This window comes from Streptococcus wuxiensis (assembly GCF_040888245.1).
Lineage (GTDB): Bacteria > Bacillota > Bacilli > Lactobacillales > Streptococcaceae > Streptococcus > Streptococcus wuxiensis.
This window is the reverse complement of sequence record NZ_JBFNFE010000002.1, coordinates 188,528-207,327: the sequence shown is the minus strand read 5'-3', so window position 1 is coordinate 207,327 and position 18,800 is coordinate 188,528. Positions and strand designations below refer to the sequence as shown.

Below are 18,800 nucleotides of genomic sequence, written 5' to 3'. Positions count from 1 at the left end.
TCTTTATAATGAGATAAAATAAAGATAAAAAGAGTAAATAAAGAGGTAGAGCTATGCTAATATTTCCAAAGGATTTTGTCTGGGGTTCCTCAACTTCTGGGCCACAGACAGAAGGGCGAGTGCCTGGTGACGGCAAGGGAGATAATCTCTGGGATTATTGGTACCAAGTAGAGCCAAATCGCTACTACAATGGGATTGGACCAGACAAAACATCGACCTTCTATGAAAATTGGGAGAAGGACATTGAACTTTTGTTAGAAACAGGTCATACAGCCTTTCGTACTTCTATCCAGTGGTCTCGTATTTTCCCACAGGGGCGTGGAGAAGTCAATCCTCAAGGTGTGGCTTTCTATCGTCAGGTCTTTGAAGCTATTAAGGCTAAGGGAATTCGCCTTTTAGTCAATCTTTATCACTTTGACCTGCCTTTTGCCCTTCAAGAAGATGGGGATGGTTGGGAAAATAAGGCGACCATTAAGGCCTATGAAGACTATGCTCGTTTCTGTTTTGAAACTTATGGAGACTTGGTGGACCAATGGATTACCTTTAATGAGCCTATCGTTCCTGTAGAGTTTGGCTATTTCTATGATGCCCATTATCCTCATAAGGTAGATGCCAAAGCAGCAGTTAAGGTTGCCTACCACACGCAACTAGCCAGCACTCTTGCGGTCAAAGCCTGCCATGAGGTCTTACCTGGTTCTAAGATTGGGATTGTCCTCAACTTGACTCCAGCTTATCCACGAAGCCAACATCCTGCGGATGTGAAAGCTGCACGCATTGCTGATCTATTCCAAGCTCAATCTTTCCTAGATCCGTCAGTTTTGGGAACTTATCCAGAAGAATTGGTGGAAATTTTAGCTGATCATGATTTGTTGCCAGATTCTACAGCAGAGGAGTTGGAGCTGATTCGTGAGCACACAGTAGATTTCCTTGGAGTCAACTACTACCAGCCTTTGCGTGTCATGGCGCCACGTTTTGCTAAGCATCCTGACAGCCCACTCTTGCCAGAGCATTTCTATGAACCTTACGTCATGCCTGGTCGTAAGATCAATCCGCACCGCGGTTGGGAAATCTACGAGCAAGGGATTTACCATATCGCTCAAAATATCAAGGAAAACTATGGCAATATCGAGTGGATGTTGACAGAGAATGGGATGGGCGTTGAAGGTGAAGATAAATTCCGCGAAAATGGAATGATTCAGGATGATTATCGTATTGACTTTGTCAAAGGTCATCTGGCTGAACTTCATCGCGCCATTGAAGACGGTGCTAACTGTAAAGGCTACTTGATCTGGACCTTTATCGACTGCTGGTCATGGCTCAACAGCTATAAAAACCGCTATGGTTTGGTCGAGCTTGACTTAGAAACACAAGAACGTCGCCTGAAGAAATCAGGCCACTGGTTCAAAGAACTCAGTGACAATAATGGATTTTAAGCTACTTTTCAAATAGATTCAAAAAACCATTGAAACTTCTCAATTTGAGAACTTCCAATGGTTTTTCTTGTTCTTAGAATAGTCCGATAAAAAGTAGTAGAGCTGATAAAGCAATAAAGGCTAGGGTTGCTAGACCACGTTGGACTGGGCTGTAAATTTTTCGTTCTCCTCGAACTGGGAAGACGATAGCCAGCAATGCACCACCAACAGCTCCACCTAGATGTCCAGCAAGGCTGATTCCAGGGATTAAGACACTACCTACTAGATTGATGACTAAGAGGGAGAGGTAGGATTGACCAAGTTGTTGGAGATAGGGATTGCGTGAAGCATACCGAAGTACGACAATAGATGCGAACATTCCGTAGAGGGCAGTTGAAGCACCTGCGGTAATGGCATCAGGGCTAAAAACTAGGACAAAGAGATTTCCCATCATACCTGATAGAAGGTAGATAAAGAAAAACTGTTTGGAGCCAAAGATTTGCTCCATCTGACGCCCCAAAAAGTAGAGGGATAGCATATTGACTAAAAAGTGCTGCAAGCCAATGTGGACAAATGTTGCGGAGAATAAGCGCCAGATTTGTTCAGGCATGGCCTTGATAGCAGGGGGATACACAGCTCCGAATTTATACAAGGTGGCTGCGCTGGTATAGTTGAAACCACTGGTTAGAAACATGAGCACAAAAACCAGGGTTGTTACGAGTAGAAAGAAGCTCGTGACAGGATACCGACGATCAAAAATTTCTTTCATAGATGAGTACCTCCTCAACAGGAATATCGTAGTGCTCAGGTTGAAAATTCTGAATCTGACATGGATAAATCGTACTAATAGTATGGCCTGGGAAATGCTCTAAGTAGCGGTCGTAATAGCCACCTCCATAGCCAACCCGATAGCCAGAAGTGTTGAAAGCCAAACCAGGAACATGAATCAGGTCAATCTGAGAGGGTTCAAGGATTGTGAAGTCTCCTTGAGGTTCAAGAAGTCCAAAAGAATTTCTTTCGAGTTTCTCTGGTTCATATAGAACAAAGTCCATTTTCCCATGTGGATAGGTTTTGGGAATGAGGAGTGTTTTACCATCTTTTTGAGCTTGTTCAATGAGTCTAGCTGTCTGAAATTCATGAGGAAAAGACAGGTAAGTGGCGATGGTTTTTGCTTCCTTGTAGAAGGGATGTAGAAGTAGTTGCTCAGTCAACCAAGCGTCCATGACTTCCTTTTCTTCGGCTGATAGAGATTTGAGTTCTTGCAAGACCTGCTTGCGTAGGGCTTTTTTCATTGTTTACTCCGCAGCTTTCTTTGCTAAAAAGCTTGATACAGCCTCGACACCGACAGCCAGAGCTTCTTCCTTAGGACTCATCTGTGGATGGTGAAGAGCATAGGGACTATCAATTCCGAGCCAGAACATGACACCAGGAACCTTGGAGAGAAGATAACCAAAGTCTTCTCCTGTCATGGCAGGTTCGATGTCGATTAGTTCAATTCCTTCTTTTTCATCAAAGAAGGTCATCAATTCCTGGGCTAATTCAGGGTTGTTTTCGACAGGTAGGTAACCTCCCTGTTTGAGTTCAACTTCCACATCCATATCAAAAGCAGCTGCGACACCTTCAGCGATGGCTTTGACACGTTTTTGAACTAAGAGGCTCATGCTATGTGTGAGAGCTCGAATGGTCCCATGCAAGAAAGCTGTATCAGCGATGACATTATTGGTTGTTCCAGCTTTAAAGACACCGAAAGTTACGACAGCTCCCTCGATAGGATCGACATTACGGCTGACAACCGACTGAACTTGAGTGACAAAATAGCTAGCTGCAACCAGAGCGTCGTTTGCTTGATGTGGAAAGGCGGCGTGACCACCTTTACCCTTGAAACGAATCTTGACTTCACAAGTTCCTGCAAAGAGTGTATGGGTATTGGTTGCAATCTGTCCAACTTTTAGGTCTGGACGAACATGAAGCCCATAGAATTGGTCAGGCAACCAGTCGCCAAAGGCTCCGTCTTCATACATGAGCATGCCACCTGCTTCATTTTCCTCGGCAGGTTGGAAGAGAAAGAGGAGATTGTTTTTAGGTTGGTTTTCTAGAGCACGTTCGAGACTTCCTAGGGCAATGGTCATGTGAAAGTCGTGCCCACAAGCATGCATACGGTCTGGGTGCTGAGAGGCAAAGACAAGACCTGTTTGTTCAACGATTGGGAGTCCGTCGATATCTGTCCGCCAACCGATGGTACGTTCTGGCTGACTTCCCTGTAAATAAACTAAAATACCTGTTTGCCAAGTACGAATCTGAACAAAATCCTTACCAGCTGTTAATTTCTCAATGACATTAAGCAAATAAGCTTGAGTCTTGACTTCTTCTAAACCGATCTCAGGAATTCGGTGAAGATCGCGTCGAGTTTGAATCAAATCTAACATATCTAATTTCCTTCTATTGATACGATAAAGAGGCTGGAAAAGTTTCCGCCTCTGTTACTAATTACAAGGTACGAAGCGCATCCTCTAGCGCTGTTTTTTGTTGGGTTTGGCTATCGATTTCTTTGATAACACGAGCTGGGACACCAGCAACCACAACATTTTCTGGGACATCTTGAGTGACGATGGCACCTGCAGCGACAACAGAACCGCTACCGATTTGAACACCTTCGATAACCACAGCGTTAGCACCGATAAGTACATTATCACCGACACGGACAGGCTCTGCACTAGCTGGTTCGATAACACCTGCAAGAACAGCACCCGCACCCACGTGACTATTTTTACCGACAATAGCACGTCCCCCAAGAATAGCACCCATGTCAATCATAGTACCAGCACCGATTTCAGCACCGATGTTGATCACAGCTCCCATCATGATAACAGCGTTGTCGCCAATCTCAACCTGGTCACGGATGATAGCCCCTGGCTCGATACGAGCGTTGATAGCACGTTTATCTAGCAAAGGAACTGCAGAATTACGAGCATCTTGCTCAACAACATAATCTTTATTTTCTGTTAGTCCATCAAGAAGTGGAGCGATATCTTTCCAGTCTCCAAAAAGAACATTCCCAAGCTTGATAACAGAGGCAGGGATAGCTCCGGCAAGTTGTCCTTCAAAGGTCACTTTTACACTTGTCTTTTTCTCAGCATTTGCGATAAATTGGATAATTTCTTGTGCATTCATTTTTGTAGCAGTCATAGGTGTCTCCTCACTCTTTGTAATGCTTACTATTCTACCAAAAAAGGCTTCAATTTTGAAGCCTTAAGTGTTAAAAGAAGATTCTTTCATTTTGTTTTTTGATTCTTCGATGGATAAGAAGATCATAGGAATAATAATCAAGATCATAGCCAGAAGCAGATACCCATCTAGGACCAGACCTAGAAATAGAACACTTAGAATAGCAGAGGATAGCGGTTCGCTTGCGCTGACAACGGATACTACTAATGGGGAAACGAGCGAGACAGCCTTCATGGATAGGAAGAAGGCAAAAGCTGTCCCCAGAAAGGCAATGGTCAAACAAATCAAGATGCTCACCCAATCCAGCTGAAAACTAATTCTATAAACAGGATAGAGAAAATTACTAAAGAGTCCAGCCAGCATCATTCCCCAACCAACAGTAGGAACAAAACCATATTTTCGAGCAAATGGCTGGGGCAAGATGACATTAAACATGACGCCCAGCGCACTGAGCAGTCCAGTTAATAAAGCGATAGGAGTGATGGATAACTTAGACAAGTCGCCTTTGGTAGCCATCAAAAAGACCCCAAACATTGCAGTTAAAACATAGAAGATTGCTTTTCTAGAAGCTTTTTTCTTGTAGATGATGCGGTTGTATATGAGAATGAAGACAGGACTGATAAATTGTAGGATGGTTGCAGTTGTCGCATTAGAGTATTCTACGCAGAGATAGAAGAAATACTGAACGGAGAAGATACCTAAGATGGCATAAGCCAGAAAAGGCAGGTAGTTTTTGCGCTTTCTCCAGATATCGAATAGCTTTGAGCGAAACTTAAAGCTAGACAAGATGAGCACGAAACCACCTGCAAGGCTTAGTCGCATGGAAGTAATCCAGCCGGATGATACTTGATAATGCGTAAAGAAGAATTCTCCTAAAATGCCACAAATACCCCATATTAACCCAGATAGGAGGGAGTAAATGGTTCCCTTAAAAATATTCTTTTGATACTGATTCATATAGAAAGGTTAGCGTTGTAGTCTATTTGACGAAGAGTCGTTACTTCCGTTGGTAATATTATTGTTATTATTACCGTTATTGTTGCTACTGTTGCTATTATTATTGCTATTGTTATTTCGATTATTGTTATTGTTGTTTGAATTATTATTGTTGGAATTAGATGATTTTGGCAGACTTCCTAAAATAGTATTCCAAGCATTTTGGTAGTCAGCATCGCTTCCACCAATAGCAAATCTGTAGGTAGTAGTTGGAGCACCAGCTTGGTTAGCCCAGTAACTTGTTACCATTTCTCCAGTTACTTCAATTTCTCTACCGTTAATAGTAACCTTACCTGGTTTCTGACCAGTCGATCTAAGGACTTGAGAAGAAGTGACGCTAGAGTCCAGGCTAAAGCGTTCAGAACCCCAAACAGAAGGAGAAGCTTGCTGAATAGCATTGACCAGATAAGCCATATATTTAGCATTGCGGTAGTGACCAGCTCCCTTTCCAAGAGGTCTATTGTCATCGTGACCAAGCCAACCGCCAAGTGTCAATCTTGGAGTTGAAAGCATGAGCCACATGTCACCATCTTCATTGGTTGTACCAGTTTTACCAATCCAGTCAGCACCTGCTAAACTTGGATTAATCGCAGCAAGGTCGCTCTGGAAGCTTGAAGTGACTCGTGACGAAATAACATCTCTCAACAAGCTCTGCATAATGGTTGCAGTCGCTTTAGAGTATACCTGAACAGGTTCGTCTTTGTGCTCATAGATAACCTCACCACTAGTTTTTTCGATTTTCGAAATCATGAATTTTTTATGATAAACACCGTTGTTGGCTAAGGTTTGGTATCCGTTTGTATGTTGAGCTACAGTAACATCGATTCCTCCACCCATAGGCAAACTTTCAATGTCGTATTCCGGGATTTCATAGCCCATTTTTTCCATGTAAGAGCGAACATCAACACCCTTTTCACGGAGTGTGCGGTAAGTCCAGTAGGCTGGGATGTTCCATGAATAATTGAGGGCTTCTTTCAAGCTCATCATGCCTGTACCAGGGCTATTGACATACATGATTGGGTTTCCGTTTGAGAAGTTAGTTGGATAGTTAGATAGGACACTTGCACTTCCCATCAAACCTTGGTCAATGGCAATACTGTAGGCTAGGATTGGTTTAGTAGTTGAAGCAGGAGAACGTTTGGTATTAAAAGCGTGGTTGTTTTGGTTACTTTGGTAATCACGGCCACCAACAAAACCTAAGATAGCTCCCGTTTGATTATCCATCAAAACATTTCCGACTTCAGGTTGACCGGTATTATCATCAACTAGATAGCCATAGTTGGCCACTGCATCTTGCATAGCAGTATGGATAGCTTTGTCGATTGTAGTAGTGATACGGTAACCACCATTTTGAATCTCTTTTTCAGCTAATTCACGATAGGATTTTTGGATAGACTCGTTTTTGAGTTCTTGGGCAGAGACGTTGTCTTTTTGTACCAAGTAGTCATACATGAGATTAGTTGCTTCATCGAGAGCAGTAAAGTAGAGATAGCCCCTAGAAGTTACGTTTACACTTTCAGCTGGTAAGAAATCTTGTTTGATGTCGTATGCTTTATAGGTTTCGTAATCTTCCTGACTGAGGACCCCTGTTCTGTACATATTGTAAAGAACATCTTGAGAGCGTTTGATACCAAGTGCCATATCCTCTTCGCTCTTCATCTCCCCAGTAGATTCATAAGGTGAGTAAGAGATAGGACTTTGTGGCAAACCTGCTATGAAGGCTGCTTGAGGTATCGTTAGCTGATAGGCATCAACACCGAAAATACCCTTGGCTGCTTGTTGAGCTCCTGCGATATTTTGCCCTTTATTGTTACGACCAAATGGAGCGACATTGAGATAGGTTGTCAAGATTTCGTCCTTGCTCATTGCTCTCTCTAAGGCCAAGGCATCCACGATTTCAGTAGCTTTACGGGTTAGTGTAGGAGCATCACCAACCACTTGTTGCTTGATGAGCTGCTGTGTTAGTGTAGAGCCTCCACTAGAAGAACCAAGCCCGATAAAATTTCCTAGACTGGCACGAATAACCGCTTTAGGAACGACTCCATTGTGTTCTGCGAAATGTTCATCCTCAGTCGCAACGATAGCCTGCTTGAGATTGTCTGAAATAGCATCCGATGCGACAGATGTCCGAAGGAGGTCGCTTTCAATAGCGCCAATCATGGAACCATCAGCATAGCGAATTTCAGAGATGGATGAAATATCGTTCACTTGTTTGACTAAATCTTCTGTTTGAGGGACGGTCACTTTGTCAAATAGAGAGACAGCATAACCGAAAACAACCCCAGTACCTAAAAGTCCACCAAGGAAGGCGATGATGAATAGGGTATTAAAGGTTGCCTTGATTCCCAGTAAGATATTGGCAAAGATAGTCCAAATATTCGCTTTGGTTTGCTTTTTCTTTTTAGAATTTTTAGGACCTTTTTTTCCTAGATGTATATTTTTTAGTTTTGTTTTAAGGGACTGAAGGAAAGCCAGTCCTTTTTCTTTCATAGATAGTAATTTATTCTTCATTTCTTTCCTCACTCCTTATTATTATACCATAAAAGCAATGATTGCAAGAAATTAGGCTTGGACTAGCTTTGGAGGTGTTTAGGCAACAAAAAAACCAGGTATTTTCAACCTGGTTTAAGGGCTTATTTTTCTCCTGAGAGTTCTTTCCCGAGGTTAATCAAATAAGTTTTCAAGTCATCTTTGACTTGAGGATGTCTAAGTGCGTAGTCGATTGAAGTTTTCATAAAGCCAAACTTGTCTCCAACATCATAACGAGCCCCCTTGAATTCACGAGCAAATACTCGTTGAGTTTTGTTGAGGGTATCAATAGCGTCTGTTAGCTGGATTTCATTTCCGGCACCAGGCGTTTGATTTTCAAGAATACCAAAAATCTCTGGTGTGAGGAGGTAACGACCGATGATCGCTAAATCACTTGGTGCGTCCTCAGGTGCTGGTTTTTCAACGAAGGTTTCAACGCTATAAAGTCCGTCTTTTCCTTCTCCTTGAGGAGCAATGACACCATAAGCAGAGACTTCTTCGTGTGGTACAGGCATTACGGCGATAGTAGAAGCGTGAGTCTCTTCGTAATCATTCATAAGTTGCTTAGTCAATGGGATAGCCTTGTCATCAGTGATATCCATGAGGTCATCTCCGAGCATCACCACAAAAGGTTCATTCCCAACGAATGCTTTGGCTTGTAAAACGGCATCTCCGAGTCCACGTGGGTGTGTTTGACGGATGAAGTGAAGGCGCATGCCAGTCGTTTCATCAACTAATTTTAAGAGATCTGTTTTTCCTTTTTCCTTAAGGTTATATTCTAGTTCAAAGTTTGAGTCAAAGTGGTCTTCGATAGAACGTTTTGACTTCCCTGTTACAACAAGAATGTCCTCAATTCCAGACTTAAGAGCTTCTTCAACGATAAACTGGATGGTTGGTTTATCCACGATTGGCAACATTTCTTTGGCCAAGGCTTTGGTTGCCGGGAGGAAACGAGTTCCAAGCCCCGCAGCAGGGATAACAGCTTTTCTAACTTTTTGCTTCATGAGCTTCCTTTCTAACGGTGATTATGACCACTCGTTTTCTGCCTTGAACTCGTTACTCATGAGTTCAGAAACAGCATCCTTAATATTAACATTTTCATAAATAACTTGGTAAATAGCCTGGGTAATAGGCATATAGACTCCAAGCTCTTGCGCCAATTCGTAAGCAGCTTTGGTTGTTGAAATTCCTTCGATGACCATTCCCATATTTGCTTCGATATCTGCCAAGGCTTCACCACGCCCAAGAGCATCACCTGCTCGCCAGTTACGTGAGTGGACAGAAGTTCCTGTAACGATTAAATCCCCAACTCCAGAAAGACCACTGTAAGTTAATGGATTTGCTCCAAGTTTAACCCCCAGACGAGTAATTTCCGCAAGCCCGCGCGTGATAATCGCCGCCTTAGCATTATCACCAAAGCCAAGTCCATGAAGGGCCCCTGCACCAACAGCGATGATATTTTTAAGAGCACCAGCCGTTTCCACTCCGATCACATCTGTATTGGTATAAAGACGGAAGTAGTGGTTACTAAAGAGTGTCTGAACATACTGAGCTGTCTCTAAATCCTTAGATGCGGCTGTAATCAAGGTAATGTCACGGACGATTGTTTCTTCTGCGTGACTAGGACCAGATACAACCACAATTTCACTGCGGAACTCTTCAGGGATTTCTTCTTCAAGAATGGTTGAAAGACGTTTGTGACTATTTGGCTCGAGACCTTTTGAAGCATGCATAATAACCACTTTATGATCAAGAACAGTAGCTACCTGTTGAGCTACCAATCTTGTCACCTTAGTTGGAACTACGAACAAGACAGCGTCAACGCCCTTCAAGACTTCTGCCAAATCATGATAGGCAACAATCTTTTCGTCTAATACAGTATCCTTAAAATAGCGTTTGTTGGTATGTTGTGTATTGATTTCGTCAATTTGGTCAGGAATATTTCCCCAGATACGTACTTCGTGTCCATTGTCATTTAAAACTTGTGACAGAGCAGTACCCCAAGAACCAGGCCCTAAAACAGCGATGGTTTGTTTGTTCATTTTCCCCTCCTTCTGAGAAAGCACTTTCCTATATTCTACCATAAAAAGCACTAACTTGCATTAATATTATTTATTAAGAATTGTTTGAATAGGAAATTATATAAATTGGAGAATTTTTAAAATTTATTTGTAAAATAGTTTAGTGTTCAAAGGGCGAAACGATAAAAAACACGAAAAGAGGAACAATATTTCCCCTAAAAATGGTATAATAGGAGCATCATGAAAATTGGAGAGACAGCATGAGTTTTTACAATCACAAAGAAATCGAGCCTAAGTGGCAGAAACACTGGGCGGACCATCACACCTTTAAGACAGGAACAGACGCTTCAAAACCGAAGTTTTATGCATTGGACATGTTCCCTTATCCATCTGGAGCAGGTCTGCACGTAGGGCACCCAGAAGGCTATACAGCGACTGATATCCTCAGCCGTTTCAAACGTGCACAAGGCTACAACGTCCTTCACCCAATGGGTTGGGATGCTTTTGGTTTGCCTGCAGAGCAGTATGCTATGGATACAGGGAATGACCCAGCGGAATTCACAGCGGAAAACATTGCCAACTTCAAACGCCAAATCAATGCGCTTGGATTCTCTTACGACTGGGATCGTGAAGTCAATACTACAGATCCAAACTACTACAAGTGGACGCAATGGATTTTCACTAAGCTTTACGAAAAAGGCTTGGCTTATGAAGCTGAAGTGCCAGTAAACTGGGTTGAAGAATTGGGAACAGCTATCGCCAACGAAGAAGTTCTTCCAGATGGAACATCTGAGCGTGGAGGCTATCCAGTTGTCCGCAAACCAATGCGCCAATGGATGCTCAAAATCACTGCCTATGCTGAGCGCTTGCTCAATGACTTGGATGATCTTGACTGGCCAGAGTCTATCAAGGATATGCAACGCAACTGGATTGGTAAATCAACTGGTGCCAATGTCACTTTCAAAGTGAAAGGAACAGACAAGGAATTCACCGTCTTTACGACACGTCCGGATACTCTTTTTGGTGCAACTTTCACTGTCTTGGCGCCTGAGCATGACTTGGTAGATGCTATCACAACACCTGAACAAGCTGAGGCTGTAGCTGATTACAAACACCAAGCCAGCTTGAAATCAGACTTGGCTCGTACAGACCTTGCCAAGGAAAAAACAGGGGTTTGGACTGGTGCTTATGCCATCAACCCTGTAAATGGCAAAGAAATTCCAATCTGGATTGCCGACTATGTTCTTTCTAGTTACGGAACAGGTGCTGTTATGGCTGTACCTGCCCATGACCAACGTGACTGGGAATTTGCCAAACAGTTTGGTCTTCCAATCGTAGAAGTGTTGGAAGGTGGAAATGTAGCAGAAGCTGCTTATACTGAAGATGGCCTTCACGTTAATTCAGAATTCCTAGATGGGCTAAACAAAGAAGATGCGATTGCCAAGATTGTCGCTTGGTTGGAAGAAGCAGGCTGTGGCCAAGAGAAGGTGACTTACCGCCTCCGCGACTGGCTCTTTAGTCGTCAACGTTACTGGGGTGAGCCAATCCCAATCATCCATTGGGAAGATGGAACTTCGACAGCCGTTCCAGAAAGCGACCTCCCACTTGTCTTGCCGGTAACCAAGGACATCCGCCCTTCAGGTACTGGGGAAAGCCCATTGGCTAACTTGACCGACTGGCTGGAAGTGACTCGTGAAGATGGCGTCAAAGGTCGTCGTGAAACCAACACTATGCCACAATGGGCTGGTTCAAGCTGGTACTACCTCCGTTACATTGATCCACATAACACAGAGAAATTGGCTGATGAGGATCTCCTCAAACAATGGTTGCCCGTGGATATCTACGTGGGTGGTGCAGAGCATGCCGTTCTCCACTTACTTTACGCTCGTTTCTGGCATAAATTCCTCTATGATATCGGTGTTGTTCCAACCAAAGAACCATTCCAAAAACTCTTTAACCAAGGAATGATCTTGGGAACTAGCTACCGTGACCACCGTGGTGCTCTTGTGGCGACTGACAAGGTTGAAAAACGTGATGGTTCATTCTTCCACATGGAAACAGGGGAAGAATTGGAGCAAGCACCGGCTAAGATGTCTAAATCCCTCAAGAACGTGGTGAACCCAGACGATGTGGTGGAACAATACGGTGCTGATACCCTTCGTGTCTATGAAATGTTCATGGGACCACTTGATGCTTCAATCGCTTGGTCAGAAGAAGGTCTAGAAGGAAGCCGTAAGTTCCTCGACCGTGTTTACCGTTTGATCACAAGTAAAGAAATCGTTGCGGAAAACAATGGTGCTCTAGACAAGGTTTATAACGAAACCGTTAAAGCTGTCACAGAGCAAATCGAGTCCATGAAATTCAACACAGCCATTGCCCAGCTCATGGTCTTTATCAACGCAGCTAACAAGGAAGACAAACTCTACGTGGATTACGCCAAAGGCTTTATCCAATTGATTGCCCCATTTGCGCCTCATTTGGCAGAAGAACTCTGGCAAACAGTGGCAGCAACAGGTGAGTCTATCTCTTACGTGGCTTGGCCAACTTGGGACGAAAGCAAATTGGTTGAAGACGAAATTGAAATCGTCGTCCAAATCAAAGGAAAAGTCCGTGCTAAACTCATGGTAGCAAAAGACCTTTCACGCGAAGAATTGCAAGAAATTGCTCTCTCTGACGAAAAAGTCAAAGCAGAAATTGATGGCAAAGACATCGTGAAAGTGATTAGTGTACCTAACAAGCTTGTAAATATCGTAACGAAATAAATTTAAAAGTCCTTCAGAGTAGAATCTGGAGGATTTTTGTATTGCTATATGCTATAATAGTTCCAACTAAGATAAAAACACAGTTCTGGTTGGTAGTCCAGACGTAGGCAAGCCTATCAGTAACCTTCCTCCTTGGTTGTCCATTCTTAGGGATAGATTTAAGGAGGTGCTGTCGTGGAAACAATTTCAATTGGATTGACAGTTTATTTTGAAGATGGATTTTGGCATGGTTTGTTCGAACAAGTGTATCGAGAAACTTATCAAGTTTGTCGTGTGACATTTGGTCAGGAGCCAAAAGATGATGAAATTCTAGAGATCTTACAGACTCAGTTTACTCAATTATCTTTTAGTCCAGAAGCTACAGTTAAGAAACATGTAAAAATCAAGAATCCTAAACGATTACAGCGAGCTGTGAAGAAACAAGTAAAGCAGAAAGTTTCTTCCAAGTCGAAAGAACTATTGCAGTTGCAGTATGAGGAAAGGAAAAAGATTTCAAAACATCAATCTAGTGTCCAAAAACAATTGCTCAAACAAGAGAAATTCGAACGCAAACAGCAAAAACGTAGAGAGAAGCACAAGGGGCATTAACTCACTCGTTTCCATATTTGATCAATCCTCCATAATCTGGAGGATTTTTTGTAGATTACCTGTGAGATGTGATATACTATTCACATCTTTAAACTTATAAGTGTGAGACAAGGAGAAAGCTATGCCAGTAAATGAATACGGTCAGATGGTTGGTGAACCTGTAGATGATACACCTGGAGTTTTGCCTTCACTTGTTCGGATAGAAGGGCGATATACGATTATAGAAGCTCTATCGGTGGAAAAGCATGCAGAGGATTTGCTGTCTGTTTATGGTCCAGATACTCCTCGGGAGATGTGGACCTACCTCTTTCAGGAGTCTGTGGAAGATATGAAGGAACTGGTCAACCTTTTAAATCAGATGTTGGCTCGTAAGGATCGTTTTTTCTATGCTATCTTGGATAGGGAGACGGGTAAGGTCTTGGGGACTTTTTCTCTCATGCGTATTGACCAAGCCAATCGCACCATTGAAGTTGGCGCGGTGACCTTTTCTCCGGCTCTCAAACAGACCAGGATGGGAACAGAGGCCCACTATTTGCTAGCTCGTTATGTATTTGAAGAACTCAACTACCGCCGCTACGAGTGGAAATGCGATGCTCTAAATCTGCCATCAAGACGAGCAGCAGAACGTTTGGGCTTTGTCTATGAAGGCACCTTCCGCCAAGCTGTTATCTATAAAGGTCGTACTAGAGACACGGATTGGATGTCTATGATCGATAAGGACTGGCCAAAGGTTAAAGCACGATTTGAAGCGTGGTTAAAATCTGAGAATTTTGATGAAAATGGGCAACAGTTGAAATCTCTTAGAGAATGTTAGAAAGGTTTGCTATGATTAAGATTACAAAAGAGTCCTCTGTTTCAATTGATGACGTTTTACATCTCTATCAGGCAGTTGGTTGGACAAACTATACCAATCAGTTACAGATGTTGGAGCAGGCCTTGTCTCATTCGCTAGCGACTTATCTTGCCCGTGATGGTGAGGCAATAGTTGGTTTGGTCCGTTTGGTTGGAGATGGTTTTTCATCGGTTTTTGTCCAGGATTTGATCGTTTTGCCTAGCTATCAGCGCCAAGGAATTGGTAGTAACTTGATGAAAGAAGCCTTGGCTGACTATAAGGATGCCTACCAAATACAACTAGTAACTGAACAGACAGAAAAAACCTTGGGTTTTTACCGTTCTCTGGGGTTTGAAACCTTATCTACTTATGATTGTACAGGAATGATTTGGGTGGATCGAAAAAAATTTAAATAATTCTTTTATCTTAAGTTAACTTTAAGTTTACTCATGTATCATGTAATCGTTAAGTAAAGACCTCCTAACTTTATTTAATAGAAATCCTATCTTTTCTTTTTCATAATAATCTCCCTAAAGAAGCCACCAAATCAGGTGGCTTTTTTTATGTTCAAATGCAGAAGTTTTAAGGTAGAATTGACCACATAATCATCCATTTCGACCACATAGCACCAAACTATATTTTTTCTTTTTCCTTTTTGTTAAACTGAAGGTGTAAAAAGGAGGAAGGAAATATGATTTTACAAGTAAAAGGCCTCACTAAGAACTATGGAGACTATACAGCAGTAAAAGATATAAATTTAGAGTTTAAAAAAGGAAGTTTTAACGCAATCTTAGGACCTAATGGGGCTGGCAAATCGACCACGATTTCAATGTTAATCGGACTTAAACGAGCTACTAATGGTCAAATCATCTATGCGCCCAATACTAGGATTGGAGTTGTTTTTCAAGCAAGTGTATTGGATGAAAAGTTGACGGTCAAAGAAAACCTAGCCATTCGTGCCCAGCAGTATAAAGGGATTAAGGGTGGTCGTGTGGAAGATTTAATCAATCAACTAGGATTGACTGCTTTTCAGAAACAACTTTATGGAACTTTATCAGGAGGACAGAAACGTCGAGTTGACATTGCTCGGGCTCTCCTATCCAATCCCGATATTTTATTTCTAGATGAGCCTACGACTGGACTAGATATTCAGACTCGCAAATCCATTTGGGATTTATTGTATCGTCTACAAAGAGATGAAGGGATGACTATTATCTTAACGACTCATTATCTGGATGAAGCAGATGAGGCAGATCAACTTTATATTATAGATCATGGAAAGGTTATTGCCCAAGGTTCTGCTACTGAAATTAAAAGTGAGTACGCTTCCAATCTTTTAAAAATTTGTTTTAAAGACAAGCAGGTGGAGAAATTCTTACCTAAAAATATGCCTGTGGAAAAGGAAAATGAGTTTGAGTATAGTCTTTATCCTAAGAGCCAATTGGAAGCTATTGATTATTTGACCCAAGTTCGTGAGAAGATTGCTAGCTTTGAATTTCGTCCAGGAACTATGGATGATGCCTTCATAGCCCTTACAGGAAGAGAGGTGCGCTAATGTTAGCCTTATTAAAACGTGATTTTTTATTGTATTTTCGTAATCGTTCAGGAGTCTTTTTCTCATTACTGGGAGCTTTGATTTCCTTTCTACTCTATATCATTTTTTTGCAGAAAAATTTGATGGATGCCTGGTCCCAACTTCCTGATAATAAGAGTCTATTAAATAACTGGCTGATGGGTGGAACCTTGGCTGTGACTGGGATTACAACCAGTTTTACAGCTTTGACCCAGATGGTACAAGATCGTGAAAATCAAGTGGATCAGGATCTCTTTTTGACAGACTTAGGGAGCTGGGGCTTGCAACTGTCTTATCTTATTAGTAGCCTTATCATTTCCTTTGTTATGCAAGCCTTTATGCTTATTGTTATGAGCCTTTATTTTCAAGAAATTCCAGCAATGAGTAAGCTATTTGAAATAAGTTTAATCATGCTGCTGAGTAGTCTCCTTTCAACATTGGTAAATGCACTCTTGATTTACCATTTCCAGTCAGTAGATAGTCTGGGTAAATTGGCTACCATTGTAGGTACAGCTTCAGGATTTTTAGTAGGAACTTATGTACCAATGGGAATTCTTCCTAACTTCGCTCAAGTTCTCATGAAGTGCACACCGGCTACCTATCTTGCTTCTCTCTATAGACAGGTCTTAATGAAGGAGCAATTAGAAACTACATTTATGGGGAATAGTAGCTTATTAGAAGAGTTTCAAGAAAAATTAGGAATCCGGCTTAATTGGCAGAACCTTTTAACAAAGGAAGAAACATACTTAATAGTGGTGAGTATCTGCCTCCTAACTTTTCTGCTTTGGTTGGTAGTAGTTAAAATCTCTAGCAAAAAAATAAAATTTATAGGTTAAGCAAACTTTAAGTCTTCTCTTGTATCATATAGTTATTAAGTAAAGACCTCCTAACTTTATTTAATAGAAATCCTAACTTTTCTTTTTCATAATAATCTCCCTAAAGAAGCCACCAAATCAGGTGGCTTTTTTGTTTGTAGGCTGGATTTTTGCTATAATAGGAGCATGAGTAGAATTTTAGATAATGAAATCATGGGTGATGAGGAGTTGGTAGAACGTACCCTCCGTCCCCAATATTTACGTGAATATATTGGACAAGACAAGGTCAAGGATCAGCTTCAAATCTTTATCGAGGCAGCAAAAATGCGTGATGAGGCGCTGGACCATGTCCTTTTGTTTGGTCCCCCAGGTCTCGGGAAAACAACCATGGCTTTTGTCATTGCCAATGAATTGGGAGTCAATCTTAAGCAAACGTCTGGTCCTGTTATCGAAAAAGCCGGTGATTTGGTAGCAATTTTGAATGACTTGGAGCCAGGAGATGTTCTTTTTATTGACGAGATTCATCGCTTGCCCATGTCGGTAGAAGAGGTTCTATACAGTGCCATGGAAGACTTCTACATTGACATCATGATTGGTGCAGGAGAAGCTAGCCGTAGTGTCCATCTAGATTTGCCACCGTTTACCTTGATTGGGGCGACGACACGAGCAGGGATGCTTTCAAATCCTCTTCGTGCCCGTTTTGGGATTACAGGCCACATGGAATATTATACCCATGCTGACTTGACAGAGATTGTCGAGCGGACGGCAGATATCTTTGAGATGGAAATCACTCATGAAGCTGCATCTGAGTTAGCTTTACGCAGTCGTGGAACTCCTCGTATTGCTAATCGTCTTCTCAAGCGCGTGCGTGACTTTGCGCAGATTATGGGCGATGGCTTGATTGATGATGTGATTACGGATAAGGCTTTGACCATGCTGGATGTAGACCATGAAGGTTTGGACTATGTGGACCAGAAAATTCTCCGTACCATGATTGAAATGTACGGTGGCGGTCCTGTCGGTCTAGGTACCCTTTCGGTTAATATCGCTGAAGAGCGTGAGACGGTAGAGGATATGTACGAACCTTACCTGATCCAGAAAGGCTTTATCATGCGAACTCGTTCAGGACGGGTCGCGACAGCCAAGGCTTATGAGCATTTAGGGTATGAATACATTGAAAAATGAGACTGAAATCTTAGACTCTTTCAGAGAAAATCCTGACATGATGCCTATTCTGACCATCATCCGTGACTTGGAGTTGAAAGATTCCTGGTTGGCGGCTGGATCGGTCCGAAATTTTATCTGGAATCTCTTGTCAGATAAGCCAGCCTTTGACCGTGAAACGGATGTGGATGTGATTTTCTTTGACCCAGATGTGAGTTATGAAGAAACGCTGGCAATAGAGAACAAGTTGAGAGAGGATTTTCCCCAGTACCAATGGGAATTGAAAAACCAAGTCTATATGCATCAGCATAGTCCCCATACGGAACCGTATGTGAATTCCTGTGACGCTATGAGTAAATATCCCGAACGTTGTACGGCGATAGGACTTCGCTTGCATACTGACGCAACTTTAGAGCTCTTTGCGCCTTATGGTTTGGTGGATATTTTGAACTTTCAGGTTTCTCCAACTCCCCATTTTTTTGAAAATGACGATCGAATGAAGCTTTATCAACAGCGTTTATCTAAGAAAAACTGGCGAGAAAAATGGAAAAATCTCACATTTAAAAATACTTAAGGAAACTTTAAGATAGGAGCTGTATACTTATCTCATAAGTTAAGAAGAACTTAACTTATACTCCTAAAACTTTTTCATAATAATCTCCCTATAAAAAAATTAAGTCGCCCAATCAGGCGGCTTTTTTTGTTGCGAACTCGATGTGAGAATGGTTGCTAATCAAGGGCAAACACCAGCGAAATGTTGACAAAGGGGAAAGATTTCTCTAGTATAAGAAGTGAGCTAGAGATTTTCTGAGATTAGAGTAAATTGAAGTCCATGGTTTGAGAAAGAGATGTTGAGCAATGACTAAAAGAATGAAAAATAATA

Annotated in this window: 17 protein-coding genes; 9 read left to right on the top strand and 8 right to left on the bottom strand. The window is 42.1% G+C overall.

What is annotated here, in order from left to right:
• Positions 1-53 precede the first annotated feature (53 nt).
• Entirely contained in the window at positions 54-1,433 is a 1,380-nt protein-coding gene (locus tag AB2B47_RS03765) for a glycoside hydrolase family 1 protein (protein ID WP_006152951.1), read from the top strand.
• Between the two features lie 73 nt (positions 1,434-1,506).
• On the opposite strand, the gene AB2B47_RS03760 is transcribed toward AB2B47_RS03765, so the two are convergent.
• The 8 genes from AB2B47_RS03760 to AB2B47_RS03725 all read right to left on the bottom strand — a co-directional run bounded on the left by AB2B47_RS03760 (position 1,507) and on the right by AB2B47_RS03725 (position 10,204).
• Positions 1,507-2,181 carry a rhomboid family intramembrane serine protease gene (locus AB2B47_RS03760; protein WP_025170391.1) on the bottom strand — a complete coding sequence of 225 codons (675 nt, stop codon included), beginning with the start codon at positions 2,179-2,181 and terminating at the stop codon, positions 1,507-1,509.
• Entirely contained in the window at positions 2,165-2,704 is a 540-nt protein-coding gene (locus AB2B47_RS03755; RefSeq protein WP_006152959.1) for a 5-formyltetrahydrofolate cyclo-ligase, read from the bottom strand. Before AB2B47_RS03755 ends, AB2B47_RS03760 begins: the two co-directional genes overlap by 17 nt.
• A gap of 3 nt (positions 2,705-2,707) precedes the next feature.
• Complete coding sequence (locus AB2B47_RS03750; protein WP_006152945.1) at positions 2,708-3,838, bottom strand: N-acetyldiaminopimelate deacetylase; 1,131 nt, start codon at positions 3,836-3,838, stop codon at positions 2,708-2,710.
• A 61-nt stretch (positions 3,839-3,899) separates the two neighbouring features.
• Complete coding sequence (gene dapD / locus AB2B47_RS03745) at positions 3,900-4,598, bottom strand: 2,3,4,5-tetrahydropyridine-2,6-dicarboxylate N-acetyltransferase (RefSeq protein ID WP_006152864.1); 699 nt, start codon at positions 4,596-4,598, stop codon at positions 3,900-3,902.
• A 63-nt stretch (positions 4,599-4,661) separates the two neighbouring features.
• Positions 4,662-5,594 (bottom strand): DMT family transporter, encoded by a 933-nt coding sequence (locus AB2B47_RS03740; protein WP_320693662.1) that lies wholly within the window; start codon positions 5,592-5,594, stop codon positions 4,662-4,664.
• A 9-nt stretch (positions 5,595-5,603) separates the two neighbouring features.
• Positions 5,604-8,144 (bottom strand): penicillin-binding protein PBP1B, encoded by a 2,541-nt coding sequence (gene pbp1b, locus AB2B47_RS03735; RefSeq protein ID WP_320693661.1) that lies wholly within the window; start codon positions 8,142-8,144, stop codon positions 5,604-5,606.
• Between the two features lie 122 nt (positions 8,145-8,266).
• Positions 8,267-9,166: a UTP--glucose-1-phosphate uridylyltransferase GalU gene (galU, locus tag AB2B47_RS03730; protein ID WP_320693660.1), complete on the bottom strand. Its 900-nt coding sequence runs from the start codon at positions 9,164-9,166 to the stop codon at positions 8,267-8,269.
• A 21-nt stretch (positions 9,167-9,187) separates the two neighbouring features.
• Positions 9,188-10,204: an NAD(P)H-dependent glycerol-3-phosphate dehydrogenase gene (locus tag AB2B47_RS03725; RefSeq protein ID WP_006152884.1), complete on the bottom strand. Its 1,017-nt coding sequence runs from the start codon at positions 10,202-10,204 to the stop codon at positions 9,188-9,190.
• A gap of 239 nt (positions 10,205-10,443) precedes the next feature.
• Here AB2B47_RS03725 and leuS point away from each other — a divergent pair, with 239 nt between their 5' ends.
• The 8 genes from leuS (at position 10,444) to AB2B47_RS03685 (ending at position 18,491) form a co-directional block, all read left to right on the top strand.
• A complete protein-coding gene (gene leuS, locus AB2B47_RS03720) occupies positions 10,444-12,945 on the top strand; it encodes a leucine--tRNA ligase (RefSeq protein WP_320693659.1) in 2,502 nt (833 codons plus the stop codon).
• A 174-nt stretch (positions 12,946-13,119) separates the two neighbouring features.
• Complete coding sequence (locus tag AB2B47_RS03715) at positions 13,120-13,533, top strand: YjdF family protein (RefSeq protein WP_320693658.1); 414 nt, start codon at positions 13,120-13,122, stop codon at positions 13,531-13,533.
• A gap of 121 nt (positions 13,534-13,654) precedes the next feature.
• Complete coding sequence (locus AB2B47_RS03710; RefSeq protein WP_006152826.1) at positions 13,655-14,347, top strand: GNAT family N-acetyltransferase; 693 nt, start codon at positions 13,655-13,657, stop codon at positions 14,345-14,347.
• A gap of 11 nt (positions 14,348-14,358) precedes the next feature.
• Positions 14,359-14,781 carry a GNAT family N-acetyltransferase gene (locus AB2B47_RS03705; protein ID WP_320693657.1) on the top strand — a complete coding sequence of 141 codons (423 nt, stop codon included), beginning with the start codon at positions 14,359-14,361 and terminating at the stop codon, positions 14,779-14,781.
• Between the two features lie 275 nt (positions 14,782-15,056).
• The gene (locus AB2B47_RS03700; protein WP_006153021.1) at positions 15,057-15,920 is read left to right on the top strand and encodes an ABC transporter ATP-binding protein; all 864 of its coding nucleotides are present in this window, start codon (positions 15,057-15,059) and stop codon (positions 15,918-15,920) included.
• On the top strand, positions 15,920-16,774 hold the full coding sequence (locus AB2B47_RS03695; RefSeq protein WP_006153138.1) for an ABC transporter permease: 855 nt from the start codon (positions 15,920-15,922) through the stop codon (positions 16,772-16,774). Before AB2B47_RS03700 ends, AB2B47_RS03695 begins: the two co-directional genes overlap by 1 nt.
• A 165-nt stretch (positions 16,775-16,939) precedes the next feature.
• A complete protein-coding gene (gene ruvB / locus AB2B47_RS03690) occupies positions 16,940-17,938 on the top strand; it encodes a Holliday junction branch migration DNA helicase RuvB (RefSeq protein WP_006153029.1) in 999 nt (332 codons plus the stop codon).
• Entirely contained in the window at positions 17,919-18,491 is a 573-nt protein-coding gene (locus tag AB2B47_RS03685) for a nucleotidyltransferase family protein (protein ID WP_006152933.1), read from the top strand. Before ruvB ends, AB2B47_RS03685 begins: the two co-directional genes overlap by 20 nt.
• Positions 18,492-18,800: the final 309 nt, after the last annotated feature.

What these genes read in the sequence shown, in the direction of transcription:
- pbp1b (WP_320693661.1), bottom strand. Translation starts at nt 8,144, where the DNA reads ATGAAGAATAAATTACTATCTATGAAAGAAAAAGGACTGGCTTTCCTT.
- AB2B47_RS03765 (WP_006152951.1), top strand. Translation starts at nt 54, where the DNA reads ATGCTAATATTTCCAAAGGATTTTGTCTGGGGTTCCTCAACTTCTGGG.
- AB2B47_RS03725 (WP_006152884.1), bottom strand. Translation starts at nt 10,204, where the DNA reads ATGAACAAACAAACCATCGCTGTTTTAGGGCCTGGTTCTTGGGGTACT.
- dapD (WP_006152864.1), bottom strand. Translation starts at nt 4,598, where the DNA reads ATGACTGCTACAAAAATGAATGCACAAGAAATTATCCAATTTATCGCA.
- AB2B47_RS03685 (WP_006152933.1), top strand. Translation starts at nt 17,919, where the DNA reads ATGAATACATTGAAAAATGAGACTGAAATCTTAGACTCTTTCAGAGAA.
- AB2B47_RS03705 (WP_320693657.1), top strand. Translation starts at nt 14,359, where the DNA reads ATGATTAAGATTACAAAAGAGTCCTCTGTTTCAATTGATGACGTTTTA.
- AB2B47_RS03750 (WP_006152945.1), bottom strand. Translation starts at nt 3,838, where the DNA reads ATGTTAGATTTGATTCAAACTCGACGCGATCTTCACCGAATTCCTGAG.
- AB2B47_RS03695 (WP_006153138.1), top strand. Translation starts at nt 15,920, where the DNA reads ATGTTAGCCTTATTAAAACGTGATTTTTTATTGTATTTTCGTAATCGT.
- AB2B47_RS03755 (WP_006152959.1), bottom strand. Translation starts at nt 2,704, where the DNA reads ATGAAAAAAGCCCTACGCAAGCAGGTCTTGCAAGAACTCAAATCTCTA.
- AB2B47_RS03700 (WP_006153021.1), top strand. Translation starts at nt 15,057, where the DNA reads ATGATTTTACAAGTAAAAGGCCTCACTAAGAACTATGGAGACTATACA.
- AB2B47_RS03740 (WP_320693662.1), bottom strand. Translation starts at nt 5,594, where the DNA reads ATGAATCAGTATCAAAAGAATATTTTTAAGGGAACCATTTACTCCCTC.
- AB2B47_RS03760 (WP_025170391.1), bottom strand. Translation starts at nt 2,181, where the DNA reads ATGAAAGAAATTTTTGATCGTCGGTATCCTGTCACGAGCTTCTTTCTA.
- galU (WP_320693660.1), bottom strand. Translation starts at nt 9,166, where the DNA reads ATGAAGCAAAAAGTTAGAAAAGCTGTTATCCCTGCTGCGGGGCTTGGA.
- ruvB (WP_006153029.1), top strand. Translation starts at nt 16,940, where the DNA reads ATGAGTAGAATTTTAGATAATGAAATCATGGGTGATGAGGAGTTGGTA.
- leuS (WP_320693659.1), top strand. Translation starts at nt 10,444, where the DNA reads ATGAGTTTTTACAATCACAAAGAAATCGAGCCTAAGTGGCAGAAACAC.
- AB2B47_RS03710 (WP_006152826.1), top strand. Translation starts at nt 13,655, where the DNA reads ATGCCAGTAAATGAATACGGTCAGATGGTTGGTGAACCTGTAGATGAT.